A 14724-nucleotide genomic window follows, 5' to 3' on the forward strand; every position below is an offset into this window, starting at 1 on the left:
TCTTTTCGAAGGTCTGTCATTTGCCCCGGCTTTTGAAGGCCAGCAATCTCAGCGCGTTGGCGGTGACGAGCACGGTCGCACCTGTGTCGGCCAGGATCGCCATCCACAGGGTCGTGGTGCCGGTCAGTGTCGTGACGAGGAAGATGGCCTTCAGGCCCAGGGCGAGGGCAATATTTTGCCAGATATTGCCAAGTGTCGCCTTGGAGAGGGCTATCAGTTCGGGGACGCCCGTCACCCGATCCCTCAGCAGGGCCGCGTCCGCCGTCTCAAGCGCCACGTCCGTCCCGCCTCCCATAGCGATGCCGACCGACGCGGCGGCCAGCGCCGGCGCGTCGTTGATGCCGTCGCCCACCATCGCGATAGGGGCCTGGGACGCGAGCGCGGAGATACGGGCAAGCTTGGCGTCCGGGAGCAGTTCCGCCTCGGCATCGACCCCGATCTGGCCAGCGATCGCTGAGGCGGTTCGCTGGTTATCGCCTGTGAGCATGAGCGTCGCGATGCCACGCGCCTGCAGGGCTTTGACAGCGGCGGCCGCGTCCTCGCGCAATTCGTCCCGGATGGCGATGAGGCCCTCGGCACTCTTGCCGGCCATGACGACCACGACCGTTTTGCCCTCGCGTTCCATGGCCTGAATTTTGGCCGTTGCGCCCTCGGGTAGGGGCGCCTTCTCGGCGGCGAAGGCAGGCGAGCCGACCGAGACGAATCCGGCACGCAGGCGGGCGGTTACGGCCTTACCCGGCACGGCCGTCGATCCGCCGAAGGTGGCAGGTATATCGAGCGCGCGGGCGCGTGCCGCCTCGACGATCGCCTTGCCCAGGGGGTGGCTGGTATTGGCTTCGACGGCTGCCGCGCGCGCCAGCATCTCGGTTTCGTCAGCTGAAAAGGTGATGATGTCCGTGACTTGCGGTTTGCCGCGGGTGAGGGTGCCTGTCTTGTCGAAAGCAACGGTCTTGATCTTACCCAGGGTTTCGAGGGCGGCGCCGCCTTTGATCAGAAGCCCTTGCCGCGCGCCGGCGGCCAGTCCGGAGGCGATGGCGGTGGGGGTGGAGATGACAAGCGCACACGGACAGGCAATCAGGAGCGTGGCAAGGCCACGGTAGATCCAGGTCGTCCAGTCCTGCCCGAAGGCAAGGGGCGGAATGATGATGACGAGGGCGGCCGCGAGCATGGCGGCTGGGGTGTACCACTGACTGAAGCGGTCGATAAATCTGGCGGTGGGCGCTTTGCTCTCCTGCGCTTCCTCTACCAGGTGAATGATGCGGGCAATCGTGTTGTCGGCGGCCTTGTGGGTGATACGGACGCTCAGTTCGCTATGGGCGTTAATGCTACCGGCATAGAGGTCGGCACCGATAGACTTGAAGACCGGCACGGACTCGCCGGTCACGGGCGATTCATCTACCTCCGATGCCCCGTCAACAACCGTGCCATCTGACGGCACCCGATCACCGGGGCGGACGATGGCGATATCGCCGATGTCGAGCGCTTCGGCCTCGACTTCGACAATCTGGCCGTCGCGAACGACGCGGGCGGTGCGAGGCACCAGGCTTATGAGGGCTTCGATGCCAGCACGAGCGCGGCCCGCGGCGAGGGTCTCCAGAACTTCGCCGACGGCGAAGAGGAAAATCACGGTCAAGGCTTCTTCGCCCTGACCGATGGCGACGGCGCCGATGGCGGCCACTGACATCAGGGTTTCGATGGTAAAGGGCGAGCCCGCCAGAGCGCCGGCCACCGCGCGTTTAGCGAAGGGCGCAACGCTGATCAGCGCTGCGACCGACGTAATGATGACCGCGTATGCGGGAAGGAGGCGCTCCAGCACTAACCCCGCTGCCAGGAGGAGCCCCGTCAGGAGCACCAGCCTTCCCTTACCGGTCTTCCACAAAGGTAGGCTCGGCTTTTTAACGGGCAGGCTCCGGGTCTCTTCCGTCACCAGAGACGAAGTGAACCCGAGACTGCGAATCTGCTCTTCTAATTTTGAGAGCGAAGTCTGGGTGTCGTCGAGTTGGAGGGACAAGGTCTCGTTTTGGTAGGATACCGCCACGTCGCTCGTGCCGGGTAACCGCTTGAGGGCCACCTCGATTTTGAGGGCACAGGCGCCGCAATCCATGCCTTCGATCTGTAGGCGGATGGGCGAAAGGGACGGAGCACTCATGGGGGAAACCTCGACGGCGGACGCGGAATGCTGTATATGGACCCTGTAGTAAGTACAGGGTCAAGTCGTGGCATCAGAACATTTTTCGATCGGCGATTTATCGCGCGCGACGACCACGAAGGTCGAAACCATCCGCTTTTATGAGAAGAGTGGGTTGTTGCCGATCCCGGCACGCACGGGGGGAAACTATCGCATCTACGAGGTCACGCACTTGAACCGCCTGAGCTTTATTCGCCGGGCTCGCGATCTCGGATTTTCGCTGGATCAGGTCCGGGCCTTGCTTGCGCTATCCGACGATCGATCGCAGCCCTGTGAGGCGGTCGACGTGATTGCCCGCGGCCATCGTGATGAGGTCGAGCGCAAGATTAAGGATCTCCAGGCGCTGAAGGTGGTACTTGACCAGGTGATTGAAAGCTGCCGGTGCAACACGATCGCAGATTGCGCCATTATCGAGTCGCTGGCCCCCGATGGCGCAGGGCGCGAGCCTTAATGCCGCAGGCCTCACGGACGTCAGTGGGGGCGGTCGCTTGGTGGTGTGATATCACGGCGCGGTGGAGGCAAGCTGGGCGGTCGCGCCGCACAGGCGCAGGAGGCCGCCGACCTTGGTGCGGGGGCGCAGAGGCATGCGGCTGGCGGCGATCGCCCGCTCATAGCAATCAACGCGTTTGAGTTCACGCAAGGATTTGTCGGCGGGCTTGGTGAGGGTCTGCATTTCCTGGGCGCTGAGTTCGGCAAGGAAGGCATTCGCCTCAGCGCAATTGGGCGCCTCGATCTTTACGTCACTCCCGACTGCGCGGGCCGATTCCAGATTGCGGTTGAGCAGAGCGAACTGGCCATGCTCAAGCTTGATTTCGGTTGCGGCGGAGCACTGACCCGAGAGCACGGTAGCGCCCTGACCTGCCCACAGGGCGCCCGCACCGAGCGCCGAGAAGATAATTGCCCCAATGAGGCTGTGGATTTGAGGCCACACAAGCCTGTCTTTAAACCACCCGTTCCCGGCCATCTCTGATCTCCTTTTTGACGATCCATTTCGTCGTCATCATGGGATCAAGCTATTGATTGTAAAGAAAATATTTTCCCGTTACGTCGGGGTGCAGTCAATAATGGATGGGTAGCGTTTGGCTACGTTCCGTCTGGGGGGATTTGGTTTGACAAATCGAACACATAAAAAACCAAGCCGAATCAATGATTGGCTCTTCAAAAACCGTTGTGTTACGTTATGTTAGGATCGGTTTGGGTCAGGTATGTTCACCCGCGGTACGTTAGGTTACGTTCCGTTGTCCCTCAATGAGGGCGATATACCGTTTGTACCCCCTCTGTACCTCTGCGGAGGTTAACAGGGTGTAAAGAATTGGACTGTTGGGGGATTTTCCCGTGAGTGAGGCTCGCCGGTCAGTTTCAGCCAAGGCTCGGCTAGCTGACCTAATGATCGAGGTTATGCAGTTCTATCGCGAGGTTTGCCGCGAGGACCCGATTTACGCGCGCCAACTCATCGAGTCGTTTCAAGGTGTCTTCGAGGTTAACGCCCGGTTCGATGACGATGTCGAAAGTGCGGACGAGATGGTGGGGGAGGCCGAAGCGGCGGCCCTGACTGCGGCGAACGATCCCGAGGTGCCGGCCGTGGAGCCAACACCTCAAGGTCTCACGGAGACGGCCTTGGTCAGCGGGGAAAAGAGCGAAGTCGAGCGGGGTGTGTTCGAACTGGTCATTCTGACCTTCCTGTCCCGGAAAGAAGGCAGCGGCGCCGACAAGCGCGATATCTTGAAGATTTTCCGTAAGCTCAATCTGGATGTAGGCGACATGGATCGCTTTACCGGGCGCCTGCACAAGCTCAGAAACCCCGGCAAAATCATCAAGTGGGGCAAGGGGCGGTTCTCTAAAATCCAGATCACGGAAGAGGGGCACACTTGGTATCGCACCTTGATCGAGTGCGCCGATAACAGCCCCCTGAAGCCCACAGACCGGGACGATGTTCTGGGACGCTATGAACAACTGATGCTTCAGGCAGGGGCCGGATCGGGTGGCTCTTAAGGGGGGGGGCCTCATTTGAGGCGGCCAAGCGCCCGCCGCCTGAGCGGGCGCGTTGAGGACATACCCAACGACTGTCGGCACGAAAGTGCATTGATAGCGAGAGTGCGTCGTGTTTTCCTACCTTGTGGTGTATCGAGGTGGGTGAGATGAGCATGAAGAAAAAGCTGGATCAGCCGCTCAAGGTGCTCAATCTGAGCGCCCGCGCGCACTCCGCACTGAGTTGGTGGATCGCCGAACAGAATGGACGCGCGCCTTTTCCCGCAAGCGACTGGGGCGTCACGATTGCGGATGTGGTGTCGCTTAGCGACGACGATCTCCGTCGCTGCCCGAACTTCGGGAAGGCTTCGGCGGCCGAGTTCCGGTTCAAGCTGGCAAATTATCTTGGCAACGCGAAGCCGCTGGCCGTTGGCGAGCGGGCGCAGAACCCGGGCGGACGCGCGGGGGTGGTCGTGTTTGTGAGCAATGGCAAGGCGTGTCTCATGTTCAACAATGGCGACATCGACGTGTTCGCATTCAGCCAACTGTCGCGACCGTAATCGGAGGACGCGATGACCGTCTTTGGATATCTTTAAGGCGGCGTTTACCTTCATTAAGGAATCGGCGCATGCCTTCGGAATAGACTTCAGGAGGCGTACATGTCCGGTAACTCAACGACTATCGATCCCGCCTATACGCTGCGCTATCTGGTTCGAATGCAGGACCGCTTGGCCCATGCCCAGGAGGCTGAAGGCAAGGACGCTAGCGAGGTTCGCCGCCGCGCCTGGGAACTTCGGGTTCAGATCAGTCTGCTCAGCCAAGGCATCGGCGCAAGCTAACCGCAGCCCCTCTGTCCGGTCAGTCGCCAGGGGGCATACGGACACGTAATGGTTGCTATCCGACCTGTGAAGTGCCTATCTTCGGTATCGGCACCGCGGTCGAGGAGGGACACATGGCTGAGGGTTCGAGTTTACCGACATCAGGCGAGCGTCACGCAATCGAGTACATGCTGAAGCAACTGTACGTCCTGACGCTAAGACAACTTCCTTCCCCTCAAATTTTCATTGCAGATAGCGCAAAGCTGGCGCCGGCGGCATTCGCCAAGGTCGAAGGTCTGAGCGAAACCGACAGGGCCGAAGCTGAGGCGATGGTCCGGCGGGTGATGCAGGCGACCTCCCATCACCTGGAGGCAATCGAGTGCGGGAAGGCGATTGAGCTTCGATAGAGGCCCTGCGGCGATCGCCCTCTTTCGACATCCTCGCATCTGACACGATCGTGAAGAGAGGGGCCTGTTTTGGCCGCAAAGAATCATTAAATTGAAATCACCGCCGGGATCATCCCCCCCTCGAAACCGGCGAAGAACAGCGGACGCCTTCATCCCCCCCGAAGGCGTCCGTTTTGTTTTGGTAAAGCCCCCATGACAGTGCAAGAGCCGACTATGGCGCCTTGAGGCGACTGATGGTATGGCCTCGGCCTACTCTCGAAGGCTGGGTCAAGGGCCGCAATCGCCTGCTGATTGCTGGTCATGGAATATAGGTTGCACATGCGCGGGTCCTCAAATCTCACAGGATGAAAACTCAAACCCAGGGACTTGCCAAGGCTAATCGTTGTCTTGTCCGACCGGACCCACGCGCGTTTGCCGGCCCTTAGCGTCTATTGCGGCGCGTAGGCGCCTGAACCAAAGCTTTTCGTTAGTCCCACCAGTAGCACCGGACCCGGTGTGCGCCCGGTATTGACGCTGGCGGCGAAGAGGGTGTCGCGGGTAAATTTCGTGCGTTGCGAATTGAACAGGTTGTTCAGGTTTATGGTCAGGTCGAGACCTTTTGCCAATTTATGCACGTAGGATGCGGAGGCAAACGTGTAGGCGGCGACGTAGCCGTCTCCCATGATGTCCTTGCCCTGATAATTGAGGTTTACCGACAATGAGTTCGACTTTTTCGTCATGTAGCTCACTGAGACCTGAGCCGATCCCGTGAAAACAGATGAGGGGCCTATAAGGTCGGGATTGTGGATGGATCGGGTGTAGGGCGTCAGGGTGTAGGTGAAGAAATATTTGTTTCGGATGTTTCCCATATGGGTGAACTGGAGGCCGGCCTGGGAGCCGCTTCCCGTATTCTTACGGGTGAGTTCGAGGATCTGATTTCCCGTGTTCTGTGGATCGTCGATAAACCGGGACTGGGTGACGAGAGACCGGCGGTCCTGCAGATAAAAGGCGCGGAGCGAGTAGTTCGGACCTTCACCTGTCCGTTCGTAGATGGCTTCGTAGGCATGGGTGATCTGCGGCTTGAGCGCGGGCGCTCCGGCTCTGACGATTTCAGTCGTCACAAGCGTCGTCGAGGGATTCAGGTCCGAGGGCGAGGGCCTCTGCAGGCGCTTGGAAATGTTAAAGCGCAGTTTCTTGTTTTCCGAGATGACATAGGTGCTGAACAGGCTCGGATTTGTATTTTCCTGCGTAATCGCAATGGGACGACGTGCGGCAAAATCAAAGCTCTGGAATTCAAAGCGTTCATGTCGGGCGCCGACGAGGACTACCCAATGCGATCCCACGGGCATTTGATAGGTTCCGTAAACGGCCTGCACGGATTGATCGTACGAGAAAGGCGTGGACAGTTCCGGATTAATGTTAGAGCCAGAAGCTCCATTCGCGTTGGGAAAGTAGACGAAGCTGATTTGGCGAGCGTCGTCATGAACTTCGGATACACCTATCGCGACCTGGCCCTCGCCTAAGTCTCTGTTGTAGTCTATGCCGAATGACTTTCGCGTGGTCCGGCTATCGTAGGCGGAGTTCGTAATCTCAGTCGCGGTGGCCGGGCTGAGTGCCGGGTCGAGGTCGCGAGACTGTAACGCCTCGCTGGATGACGTGTTTCCAGATTCCAATTTTGCCGACACGCGTAGTGCAGTTCCCACCAGCGTGCCGGCTCTTGTCCAGGTGACGGCTATAGCCCGGTTGCCGTTTTCGGAATTACTCAGGCTGCGGATCTCGCGATCACTGTTCGCGTTCGGCAGCAGGCTGCGCACAGAGGTCTGTCCGCGGTTCCGGTATCGGCTGGACGCCTCCAAATAGCTAAGCTCGGCGGTGATCGAATCCTTAGCTGTCAAACCATAGTCGAAGGTTGCTGTGGCTATGCCGGATTTGCTGGGAGATGCCGTATCGAGATAGCCGTTGATCGTCTGAAGGGACGCACCGGACTGATCGCGACTCAGGAATTGAAATCGGCTCTCGGAGTCATTGTCTTCGTCTGTCACACCGGCGGAAAACGTCGCGGCCAGTTTTCCTTTGTTGAAGCTTGCGAAAGTGTTGGCGGTGACCCCTCCCTTACTCATCAGCTGACCGCTCGCTGAGCCGAAGTAGCCGTCTGGCACAGAGGACCGGGTGACAATGTTGATCACGCCGGCAGCGCCATCGACCGAGATTTGTGCGCCAGGGTTCGACATGACTTCTATCGCTGACAGCATGTTCGAGGGCATGGCTTTCAGGGCCGCAGAGCGGTTATCGCCCGACAACAGCAACGACTTGCGGCCATTGACGAGGAACTCCACCGGATTGCCGTTCAGCGTTACATTGCCCCGGCCATCCACCATCACGCCAGGGATTTTCTTGAGGGCATCTTCGACCGTACCAATGTCTCCGTTCGGCATGTCCGAGATATTGTAGGTTTGGCGATCAATCCGGTTCTTCGGCTTCTCGCCCTTCACCGTAACGGTGGGCATTTCGGTCTGCGCCTCGGAAGAGGCTGGGGTTTCATCCGATCTGCGCTCTTGCTCATCGCGTTCAGGATGTGCCGGCAGGGACACGAGGGGTTCTTGGGCGGCCGCAGAACCGCACGAGATGGAGGCCAGGCACAGGGAGACGAGAAATCGTTTGGTAAAGGGTGCCATGGCCTGGAGCTATATATCTGCCCTTCGGCAGTATTGAGGTTCGGGGCGGACATGTTTGATCGTGCCCACCCCTTGCCCGACAGTCTTAAACTAGAATCAGTACGGGTAATAAGCCCGGAACTCAAAAATGAAGCCGCTCGGCGAGCTGGGACTTCTTTTCGGGTTGCTCATGCAAGCATTCGCGGCCGCCATACAGACGGCAGCGTTTGCCGAAATCTGAGCCATAGCTGTTTCTGTGTTAATCAGGCCTGCGGCGCGACGCAGGGTTGGGCCCTGTTCGCTCTGACTTTTGCAAGCGTTATAATTGGTGCCGCAGGTGGCCGCGTAATAGCCCGTGGCGGTGTATGAGCCTGCATGCGCGGCACCGGCTGCCAGCGAAAAAAGCGCGAAAAATAGTGCGACGCCCGACTTACTAATCTTTGGTTTGTTTGCTTCTGCAACCATGACTCTCTCCTTGGGCATCTGCGCCCAATGGGAGAGTGCATAAGGTATACCATTCCGGCAAGTGGCGTTTACAATCTGTTAACACTTTTTTGCGCGGCGGCTACTTGGGGTTGGTTTGGGCTTCTGGTGCGAAGTCGATGGCACATTGATAGCCGGCGGTAAAGGCTTCTTCTACGGTTGCGACCTCGGCCGCCACGACAAAGGTCAGATATCCAAATCCGGCTGTTGATAAGGTTGCTACCCCACGCTCGTCTTGGAAGACAAAACCGAGACGATGGCACTCGGCGTCGCCAAGCTGCCGATAGAGCGCTTCGATCTGCTGCATATTTTGAAAATCGATGATCCGGCTCATGGGAGACTCATATCACGCTCCGGAGGTTGACGAAATATTCTGTGGAGTGCCCCTAGGTGCGCCCCCAATGCCGATCACGCACAGTTTTTTTCAGGAACGGTATACCTAACTGCCCTGGCTAACTCCTTATGACATCGGAGAATTCCGCTCGCCGAATAAGCTGACAAAAAATGGCAGCGGGCTCGTCCGATTTTAGCCCCACTTGACTCTTTGTTGAAGATTGGAACAAAAAGAGAACATGTAGTCAGGTCCAGAAAGGATTGAGCATGTCATGGCTCGCAACACTCGCCCCCAGTTCCAGGCGCTCAGAGCCCGCTTTGGCGGAGGACATCCGCGCGACCGATCGGTTCTACCCTTCGGAATCGACGATATCGATCAAAAGCTACCCGGCGGCGGGTTGGTCCGCGGCGCTTTGCACGAGGTGGCCGGCGGCGCCAATGGCGCGGTTGATGGGGCCGCCGCCGCTGCCTTTGCCGCGGGCGTAGCGGCACGAACAGGGGGGCGGGTGCTTTGGTGCTTTGGGCAGCCGAATATTTTCCCGCCCGCGCTGGCGCAGTGCGGCTTAACGTCTGATCGTGTTGTGTTTTTCGAGTGCCGGGAGGAGGCCGCCATATTGCGATGTTTCGAGGATGCGCTTCGACATGGCGGGCTGAGCGCCGTGGTCGGAGAGATCGGCCATCTGAGCCTGAAAGCGTCGCAACGCCTCCAGTTTGCGGCCGAGACGTCCGGCACCATGGGCATTGCTGTGCGCCGGTGGCGGCGGCAGACCGAGGCGCGGGATTTCGGGACCCCAACGGCGGCTACGACGCGCTGGCGGGTGACGGAGATAGAGGCCGAGACCCTGCCGGTGCGTGGCGTCGGCCAAGGGCGCTGGTTGCTGGAATTGATGCGGGCGCGCGGAGGAGAATGCGCCGACTTTGAAATAGAGGCGTTCGACAATGCACAGGGTCATCTCTGTCTACCTCCCTACCTGGCCCACAGACCGGTTGCGCCGGTTGCCGAAGGGCGCCGCGCCGCCTCATGATGTGCCGTTGGTTCTGAAAGGCTCGGACGGTCGCCGCCGGGTGGTGACGGCTGCCGATGACTTCGCGCGTTCTCTCGGTATTGCTGTCGGTATGCCGATCGCGAAAGCGCAGGCGCTCGTCAACGATCTTCATATTTTGGACGCCAACCCGGATGCCGATCTTGATGGACTGGGACGACTAATCCGAATTAATTGATATAATCAGTGAGAAATTGTCTACCTGCGGGCCCATGATGTGCAAAATGATGTGCTGCTCGAAAAGCTGTGGATCAAGCTGGATTGGGGACCAAATCGTAGCACATCATGCGAAATAAGATGATGTGCTTCATTCTGCAGTTGAGTTTCTGGTCTTAGGCGGCAACCGGTGTTTCGCGTTTACCCGAGTGGTGGAATCGGATCATTCCTCCGGATAATATCGGGAGGTGAACGTGAACGGAAATCAGACCACTTTGGACCCGGCTTACACGTTGCGCTACTTGGCCAAGCTGCAGGACCGCTTGGCCTATGCGCACGAAGCCGAGGGTAAGGATTCTACTGAAATTCGCAAACGCGCCACAGAACTCCGAGCGAGGGTGAACCAGCAAACGCTGGCATGACGCGGCGTCGATCCTCGCGGAAGTTTAAAACCTGCAGGCGCGAATGAAGGGGCCGTGATGAACGTAAATGCAGAAGATTTCAAAAGGCTGGTTCAGAACTACAGCACCGAAAGTGAAGGATATCTTCGGCAACTCCACCTTTGGCTGGGGGCGGCATTGGCTGGAGGTGTCGTTGCTTTAACGAGCCTCGCGGCAGGTCTCCCTAACCCCGCAAAAGCTTTTGCCTACTTGCTGCCGAGTTACTGGTCGTTTCTGGTCGGGCTTGTTGCAGTTGGAGTGGCAATATTCGCTGCATCCATGAAAGCGTCTAAGCGTGGCCAGCACTTCGCCAGTGCTTATAATCGCCAGGACTTGGATAACAATATAGGCAAAATTCCAGAGGTCCTACATTCGTCGCCCAGCATGGCGAACGAGTTGAATTCAGCGAGGAACTGGCTCGCGGGGCAGCGTGAAGCGGAGCATAAGAAGGCGGAGGCGGCGTGGGATGTCCAGACGATATGGCAACGCACCTGGGCTGCGTCACTGTGCATCGCAGGTGCATCATTTGTCATTGGTTTCGCTTGGCCGCTTGTGCAAATAGGGCTTGGGCGTCCGCTTGGAGACCCCGAAAAGAAGGTCGCCGAACGCATCGAAAAGGCGTCGCCTGCCGCTATTGCTGACCAGGTCGCTCCCGTAGTCGTCTCTCGGCCTGCCGTTGCAAGCCATGCCTCGTCTCAAGCGGGCGGTGCAAAGTCGTCTGTTAGCGCGCGATAGACACCTCATCCGATGAGCCCTGCGTGTATCTTGCGCTTCAAAATGGTCGCTAGAAGCGCAAAAAAGAAAAGGCCCCGGGTGTTTCCGGGGCCTTTTCTTTTGGGTTTAGACGATCTCAAGCGTTGAGGCGGTCCTTGACAGCTTTACCCGGCACGAACGTCAGCTTCTTGGAAGCTGCGATCTGGATGGTGGCGCCGGTTGACGGGTTTCGGCCCTCGCGCGCCGGCTTGTCTTGGACTTTGAACTTGCCAAACGCCGGGAAGTTCACTTCCTGGCCCAGCACGGCGGCTTCGATGATGCTGTTCAGCGTGGTTTCGACGATGGCCTTGGCAGCGGCCTTGGTCACGCCGTGCTCGGCGGCGATTTTGTCGATTAGATCAGACGTATTCATGCAAATCTCCTTGGGTTCTTGGACCGGTTCTCGACCCGAATCACTGGAGATTTCAAGAGGGGCGCGGAGAGATCCCGCGAATGCGGCAGGGGAAAATCGCTGGGCATGGTTGGGGATTCGGCGGTAGGCTGCGCGCATGACCTCTCAACTCGACATGTTCGGCGTCACGCAACCGCTTGCCTCGACCGCTGCTCCGACGCGTAAGCGGCCAAGGCCCCTGGCGAAAGCGCTCCTTACCTTAGAAGATGATGAGGCTCTGGCAGCTCATTTAGAGGGCACTGGACGATACCGTATCCTTCGCAAGCTGGAACCGAAGCCGGTCGTGGACAATCCGCGCCCGGGCTTTCCGCACATTGCCGTCATCGTCGATACGGAAACGACCGGGCTTAAGAAGGCCGAAGATGAGATCATCGAGATCGGTCTGATCGCCATCCGGTTTAATGAGGTCGGCCAAGTCGGTGACGTCATCGGCACCTATGGGGCGCTGCAAGCGCCCAGCCGTCCCATACCGGCCGATATTACTGCCCTGACCGGAATCGATGATGCGATGGTGCTGGGGCAGTCCATCAATTTGCGTGCGGTCGAAGATATGGTGGCCTCTGCCGATCTGATTATCGCCCACAATGCCGCGTTTGACCGTCCGTTCTGTGAGCGTCTGTCGCCAGAGTTTGCCTCAAAGGCCTGGGCCTGCTCGAATGCCGAGATCGACTGGAAGGCGCGCGGCTTTGAGGGCTCAAAGCTCGGTTATCTGGTGAGCCAGGCCGGCTACTTCCACGACGGCCATCGGGCATTGGACGATTGCTTTGCCCTTTTGGCCGTTTTGGATAGACAGGACGCAGATGCGCGTTCGGCCTTTGCGGAGCTTTTTGCCTCAAGCCAGAAGGCGAGGGTGCGTCTATGGGCCGAGTATAGCCCCTTTGATAAAAAGGATGTCCTGAAAGCGCGCGGCTATCGCTGGTCGAGTGGCGATGACGGCGGGCCGAAGGCGTGGTGGACGGAGGTCGATGCGGAAGATCTGGATGCTGAGGTGCGCTACCTGCAGACCGATATCTACCAACGTGCCGATGTTGAGCCGACGACGCGATATCTGACGGCAATGGAGCGCTTCAAGGCCTAGCGGAAGACCCATTACACGATACGCGCAATGCGGCCCTAAATTTGCACCACAACCTAAAGGCACATGTGGAGTGTCGCAAATTGGTAGAGTACAGTCATGACCACGCTTAACCCTGTTACGACGCCCGCCGTAGACGACAAGGCACCAAACCCGGTTGATATCCATGTCGGCGCGCGTGTCCGCATGCGCCGGAAGTTCCTCGGTTTGACCCAGGAGCAACTCGCTGATCAGATCGGCATTACCTTCCAGCAGGTGCAGAAGTATGAGCGCGGCTCGAACCGCATCAGCGCCTCGAAGCTGCACAGTATCTCTGTCGTGCTGCAGGTGCCGGTGGCCTACTTCTTCGATGGGTTTGGCGAGTCCTCGTCAGAGGAGTTCGTGGAATCTTCGGCGGAGCGCAATGCCAGCGAGTTTCTGATCTCCAGCGAAGGGATCGAACTAGCCGAAGCCTTTCCCCGCATCCGGTCAGCGACGCAGCGTCGCAAAATTCTTGATCTGGTCCGATCAATGGGTGATGTCGGCTGAGGCGGTCAGTTCTCTGAGGGGCTTCTGTTGCATCCGGGCCTAACTGAGGCAAGGTGACGGAAAAGTCTGGACGACGCGTATCGGCCATCGATAAATGCGTTCAGACCTAGGAGCCTCAAATGATTGCGCGGATTGCCCCCATCCTTCTGACCGGCCTGTTGAGCCTTTCCGCATCGAGCCTGGCTATGGCGCAACCCCCCGCTCCAGCGCGGCTGACGGTCATGACCTACAATGTCGAGAATTTCTTCGATGCGAACGACGATCCGCGCATGCCGAACGGATCGAGCAACGAAGTCATCAACACGCCCGCCTGGGTTGACGCAAAGGCCGCGGCCGTTGCGCGGGTTATTCAGCGCTTTGATTTCGGGCAGGGACCGGACGTGCTGGTTCTGACCGAGGTGGAAAGCCAGGCGAGCCTCGATGCGATCAAGGACCAGTTGAAGGATAAGGGGGCGGCCTATAAGACCGCCATCCTGATCGATGCCGATCCGAACCGGCCGGCGCCTAAGCCCGATCAGCGCGGTATCAAGGTCGCGATCCTGTCGAAGTTGTCATTGGCCGCGGGAGTGAAACCCCAGACATTCCCGGTGGATCTGACTAAATCGGCCAACTGCAAAAGCCGCGACGGCTCGCCCGGTACGACTCGCGATCTGCTGCAAGTCGATCTAACCCTGCCCGACGGCAAAATCCTGACCGTGTTCGGTGGCCATCTGCCATCGGGCGGCAATCCCCGCGCCTGTCGAGAGATCGCGGCCCAGACGATCGCAAACATTGCCGCCAAGCTTCCAGCCAGTCATGTGGTCGTCGCCGCAGGCGATTTCAATTTCAACTGCGCGCCGCAAGAGCGCCAAGGGCTGGCGACCGCTTTCAAAGGCTGGGTTCTGCCGTCACAACTGGACAATGCCTGCCGGGGCAGCGGCAGCCAGTTTTATTGGCGCGAAAAGACCTGGTCCTATCTCGATGTCATTACGCAGAAAGCGACGGGTGCCAGCGAGGCCTGGGCCATCGAGCCTAAAACCTTCCGCACGGTTCTGACCGACGAAGAGCAACTGCAGTGGGACGAACGCGATCAGGTCATGCGCCCGAAAGCGTTCCGTTTCAATGCCGAGACGGGCAAGGGGTCCGGCACGGCTGACCATTGGCCGATCGCCATCGATCTGGTGCAGGCCAACCGATAACCGGCTTCGACATATCGAGACAACGAGCGGGGGTGTGGGGCGGACCGGGCGGTGCGGCAGCCCAACCGTCCGATTGGTTTGCCCATTATAACAGCCGCTCAATGCGAGCGATAAAGCAAGGGGGAGGGGCTATGGTAATAGCCCCTCCCTTTCTGGGTCTGCGCCTTTGGCTTCAACAGCGAGCGCTGTCCTGAACCTATGGAAATTTCAGAAAGCGATGAATGCACGCGAACGTGAGGTTTACGGGACGTGCTTCGGTTTTGACGCCATGCGGCGTGTTCCCCCACCTGACAAGCGAATTTCTGCGAT

General features: G+C 58.8%; 17 protein-coding genes. 11 read left to right on the top strand and 6 right to left on the bottom strand.

From position 1 onward, the window contains the following. Positions 1-16: 16 nt before the first annotated feature. Entirely contained in the window at positions 17-2149 is a 2133-nt protein-coding gene (locus LH365_RS03075) for a heavy metal translocating P-type ATPase (protein ID WP_226744745.1), read from the bottom strand. A 67-nt stretch (positions 2150-2216) separates the two neighbouring features. Here LH365_RS03075 and LH365_RS03080 point away from each other — a divergent pair, with 67 nt between their 5' ends. Next, positions 2217-2639 (top strand): helix-turn-helix domain-containing protein, encoded by a 423-nt coding sequence (locus tag LH365_RS03080; protein ID WP_226744746.1) that lies wholly within the window; start codon positions 2217-2219, stop codon positions 2637-2639. Positions 2640-2690: 51 nt separating this feature from the next. Here the strand turns inward: LH365_RS03080 and LH365_RS03085 are convergent, their stop codons facing one another. Next, on the bottom strand, positions 2691-3152 hold the full coding sequence (locus LH365_RS03085; RefSeq protein ID WP_226744747.1) for a hypothetical protein: 462 nt from the start codon (positions 3150-3152) through the stop codon (positions 2691-2693). Positions 3153-3586: 434 nt separating this feature from the next. On the opposite strand from LH365_RS03085, the gene LH365_RS03090 reads away from it, so the two are divergent. From LH365_RS03090 to LH365_RS03105, 4 genes are all read left to right on the top strand, one after another. Continuing rightward, positions 3587-4180, top strand: coding sequence for a hypothetical protein (locus LH365_RS03090; RefSeq protein ID WP_226744748.1), 594 nt, complete (start codon positions 3587-3589; stop codon positions 4178-4180). Between the two features lie 152 nt (positions 4181-4332). Next, on the top strand, positions 4333-4716 hold the full coding sequence (locus LH365_RS03095; protein WP_226744749.1) for a hypothetical protein: 384 nt from the start codon (positions 4333-4335) through the stop codon (positions 4714-4716). Between the two features lie 99 nt (positions 4717-4815). Further along, complete coding sequence (locus tag LH365_RS03100) at positions 4816-4995, top strand: hypothetical protein (RefSeq protein ID WP_226744750.1); 180 nt, start codon at positions 4816-4818, stop codon at positions 4993-4995. A gap of 113 nt (positions 4996-5108) precedes the next feature. After that, positions 5109-5381, top strand: a complete 273-nt coding sequence (locus tag LH365_RS03105) for a hypothetical protein (RefSeq protein ID WP_226744751.1) — start codon at positions 5109-5111, stop codon at positions 5379-5381. A 428-nt stretch (positions 5382-5809) separates the two neighbouring features. Here LH365_RS03105 and LH365_RS03110 read toward each other — a convergent pair whose 3' ends face one another. From LH365_RS03110 to LH365_RS03120, 3 genes are all read right to left on the bottom strand, one after another. Then, positions 5810-8035, bottom strand: coding sequence for a TonB-dependent receptor (locus tag LH365_RS03110; protein WP_226744752.1), 2226 nt, complete (start codon positions 8033-8035; stop codon positions 5810-5812). A gap of 96 nt (positions 8036-8131) precedes the next feature. Further along, positions 8132-8479, bottom strand: a complete 348-nt coding sequence (locus LH365_RS03115; RefSeq protein WP_226744753.1) for a hypothetical protein — start codon at positions 8477-8479, stop codon at positions 8132-8134. A 100-nt stretch (positions 8480-8579) separates the two neighbouring features. Beyond that, a complete protein-coding gene (locus tag LH365_RS03120) occupies positions 8580-8831 on the bottom strand; it encodes a hypothetical protein (RefSeq protein ID WP_226744754.1) in 252 nt (83 codons plus the stop codon). A 271-nt stretch (positions 8832-9102) separates the two neighbouring features. Here LH365_RS03120 and LH365_RS03125 point away from each other — a divergent pair, with 271 nt between their 5' ends. The 3 genes from LH365_RS03125 (at position 9103) to LH365_RS03135 (ending at position 11204) form a co-directional block, all read left to right on the top strand. After that, positions 9103-9855 (top strand): ImuA family protein, encoded by a 753-nt coding sequence (locus LH365_RS03125; protein ID WP_226744755.1) that lies wholly within the window; start codon positions 9103-9105, stop codon positions 9853-9855. 7 nt (positions 9856-9862) lie between these two features. Beyond that, positions 9863-10051, top strand: coding sequence for a hypothetical protein (locus LH365_RS03130; protein WP_255606685.1), 189 nt, complete (start codon positions 9863-9865; stop codon positions 10049-10051). Between the two features lie 457 nt (positions 10052-10508). Beyond that, positions 10509-11204, top strand: coding sequence for a hypothetical protein (locus LH365_RS03135; protein WP_226744757.1), 696 nt, complete (start codon positions 10509-10511; stop codon positions 11202-11204). A 115-nt stretch (positions 11205-11319) separates the two neighbouring features. Here the strand turns inward: LH365_RS03135 and LH365_RS03140 are convergent, their stop codons facing one another. Then, positions 11320-11595 carry an HU family DNA-binding protein gene (locus LH365_RS03140; RefSeq protein ID WP_226744758.1) on the bottom strand — a complete coding sequence of 92 codons (276 nt, stop codon included), beginning with the start codon at positions 11593-11595 and terminating at the stop codon, positions 11320-11322. A 136-nt stretch (positions 11596-11731) separates the two neighbouring features. Here LH365_RS03140 and LH365_RS03145 point away from each other — a divergent pair, with 136 nt between their 5' ends. The 3 genes from LH365_RS03145 to LH365_RS03155 all read left to right on the top strand — a co-directional run bounded on the left by LH365_RS03145 (position 11732) and on the right by LH365_RS03155 (position 14415). Beyond that, the gene (locus tag LH365_RS03145) at positions 11732-12712 is read left to right on the top strand and encodes a 3'-5' exonuclease (RefSeq protein WP_226744759.1); all 981 of its coding nucleotides are present in this window, start codon (positions 11732-11734) and stop codon (positions 12710-12712) included. Between the two features lie 96 nt (positions 12713-12808). Further along, positions 12809-13237: a helix-turn-helix domain-containing protein gene (locus LH365_RS03150; protein ID WP_226744760.1), complete on the top strand. Its 429-nt coding sequence runs from the start codon at positions 12809-12811 to the stop codon at positions 13235-13237. A 119-nt stretch (positions 13238-13356) separates the two neighbouring features. Then, positions 13357-14415, top strand: coding sequence for an endonuclease/exonuclease/phosphatase family protein (locus LH365_RS03155; RefSeq protein ID WP_226744761.1), 1059 nt, complete (start codon positions 13357-13359; stop codon positions 14413-14415). The last annotated feature ends 309 nt before the right edge of the window (positions 14416-14724 follow it).

This window comes from Asticcacaulis sp. AND118, assembly GCF_020535245.1.
Taxonomy (GTDB): domain Bacteria; phylum Pseudomonadota; class Alphaproteobacteria; order Caulobacterales; family Caulobacteraceae; genus Asticcacaulis.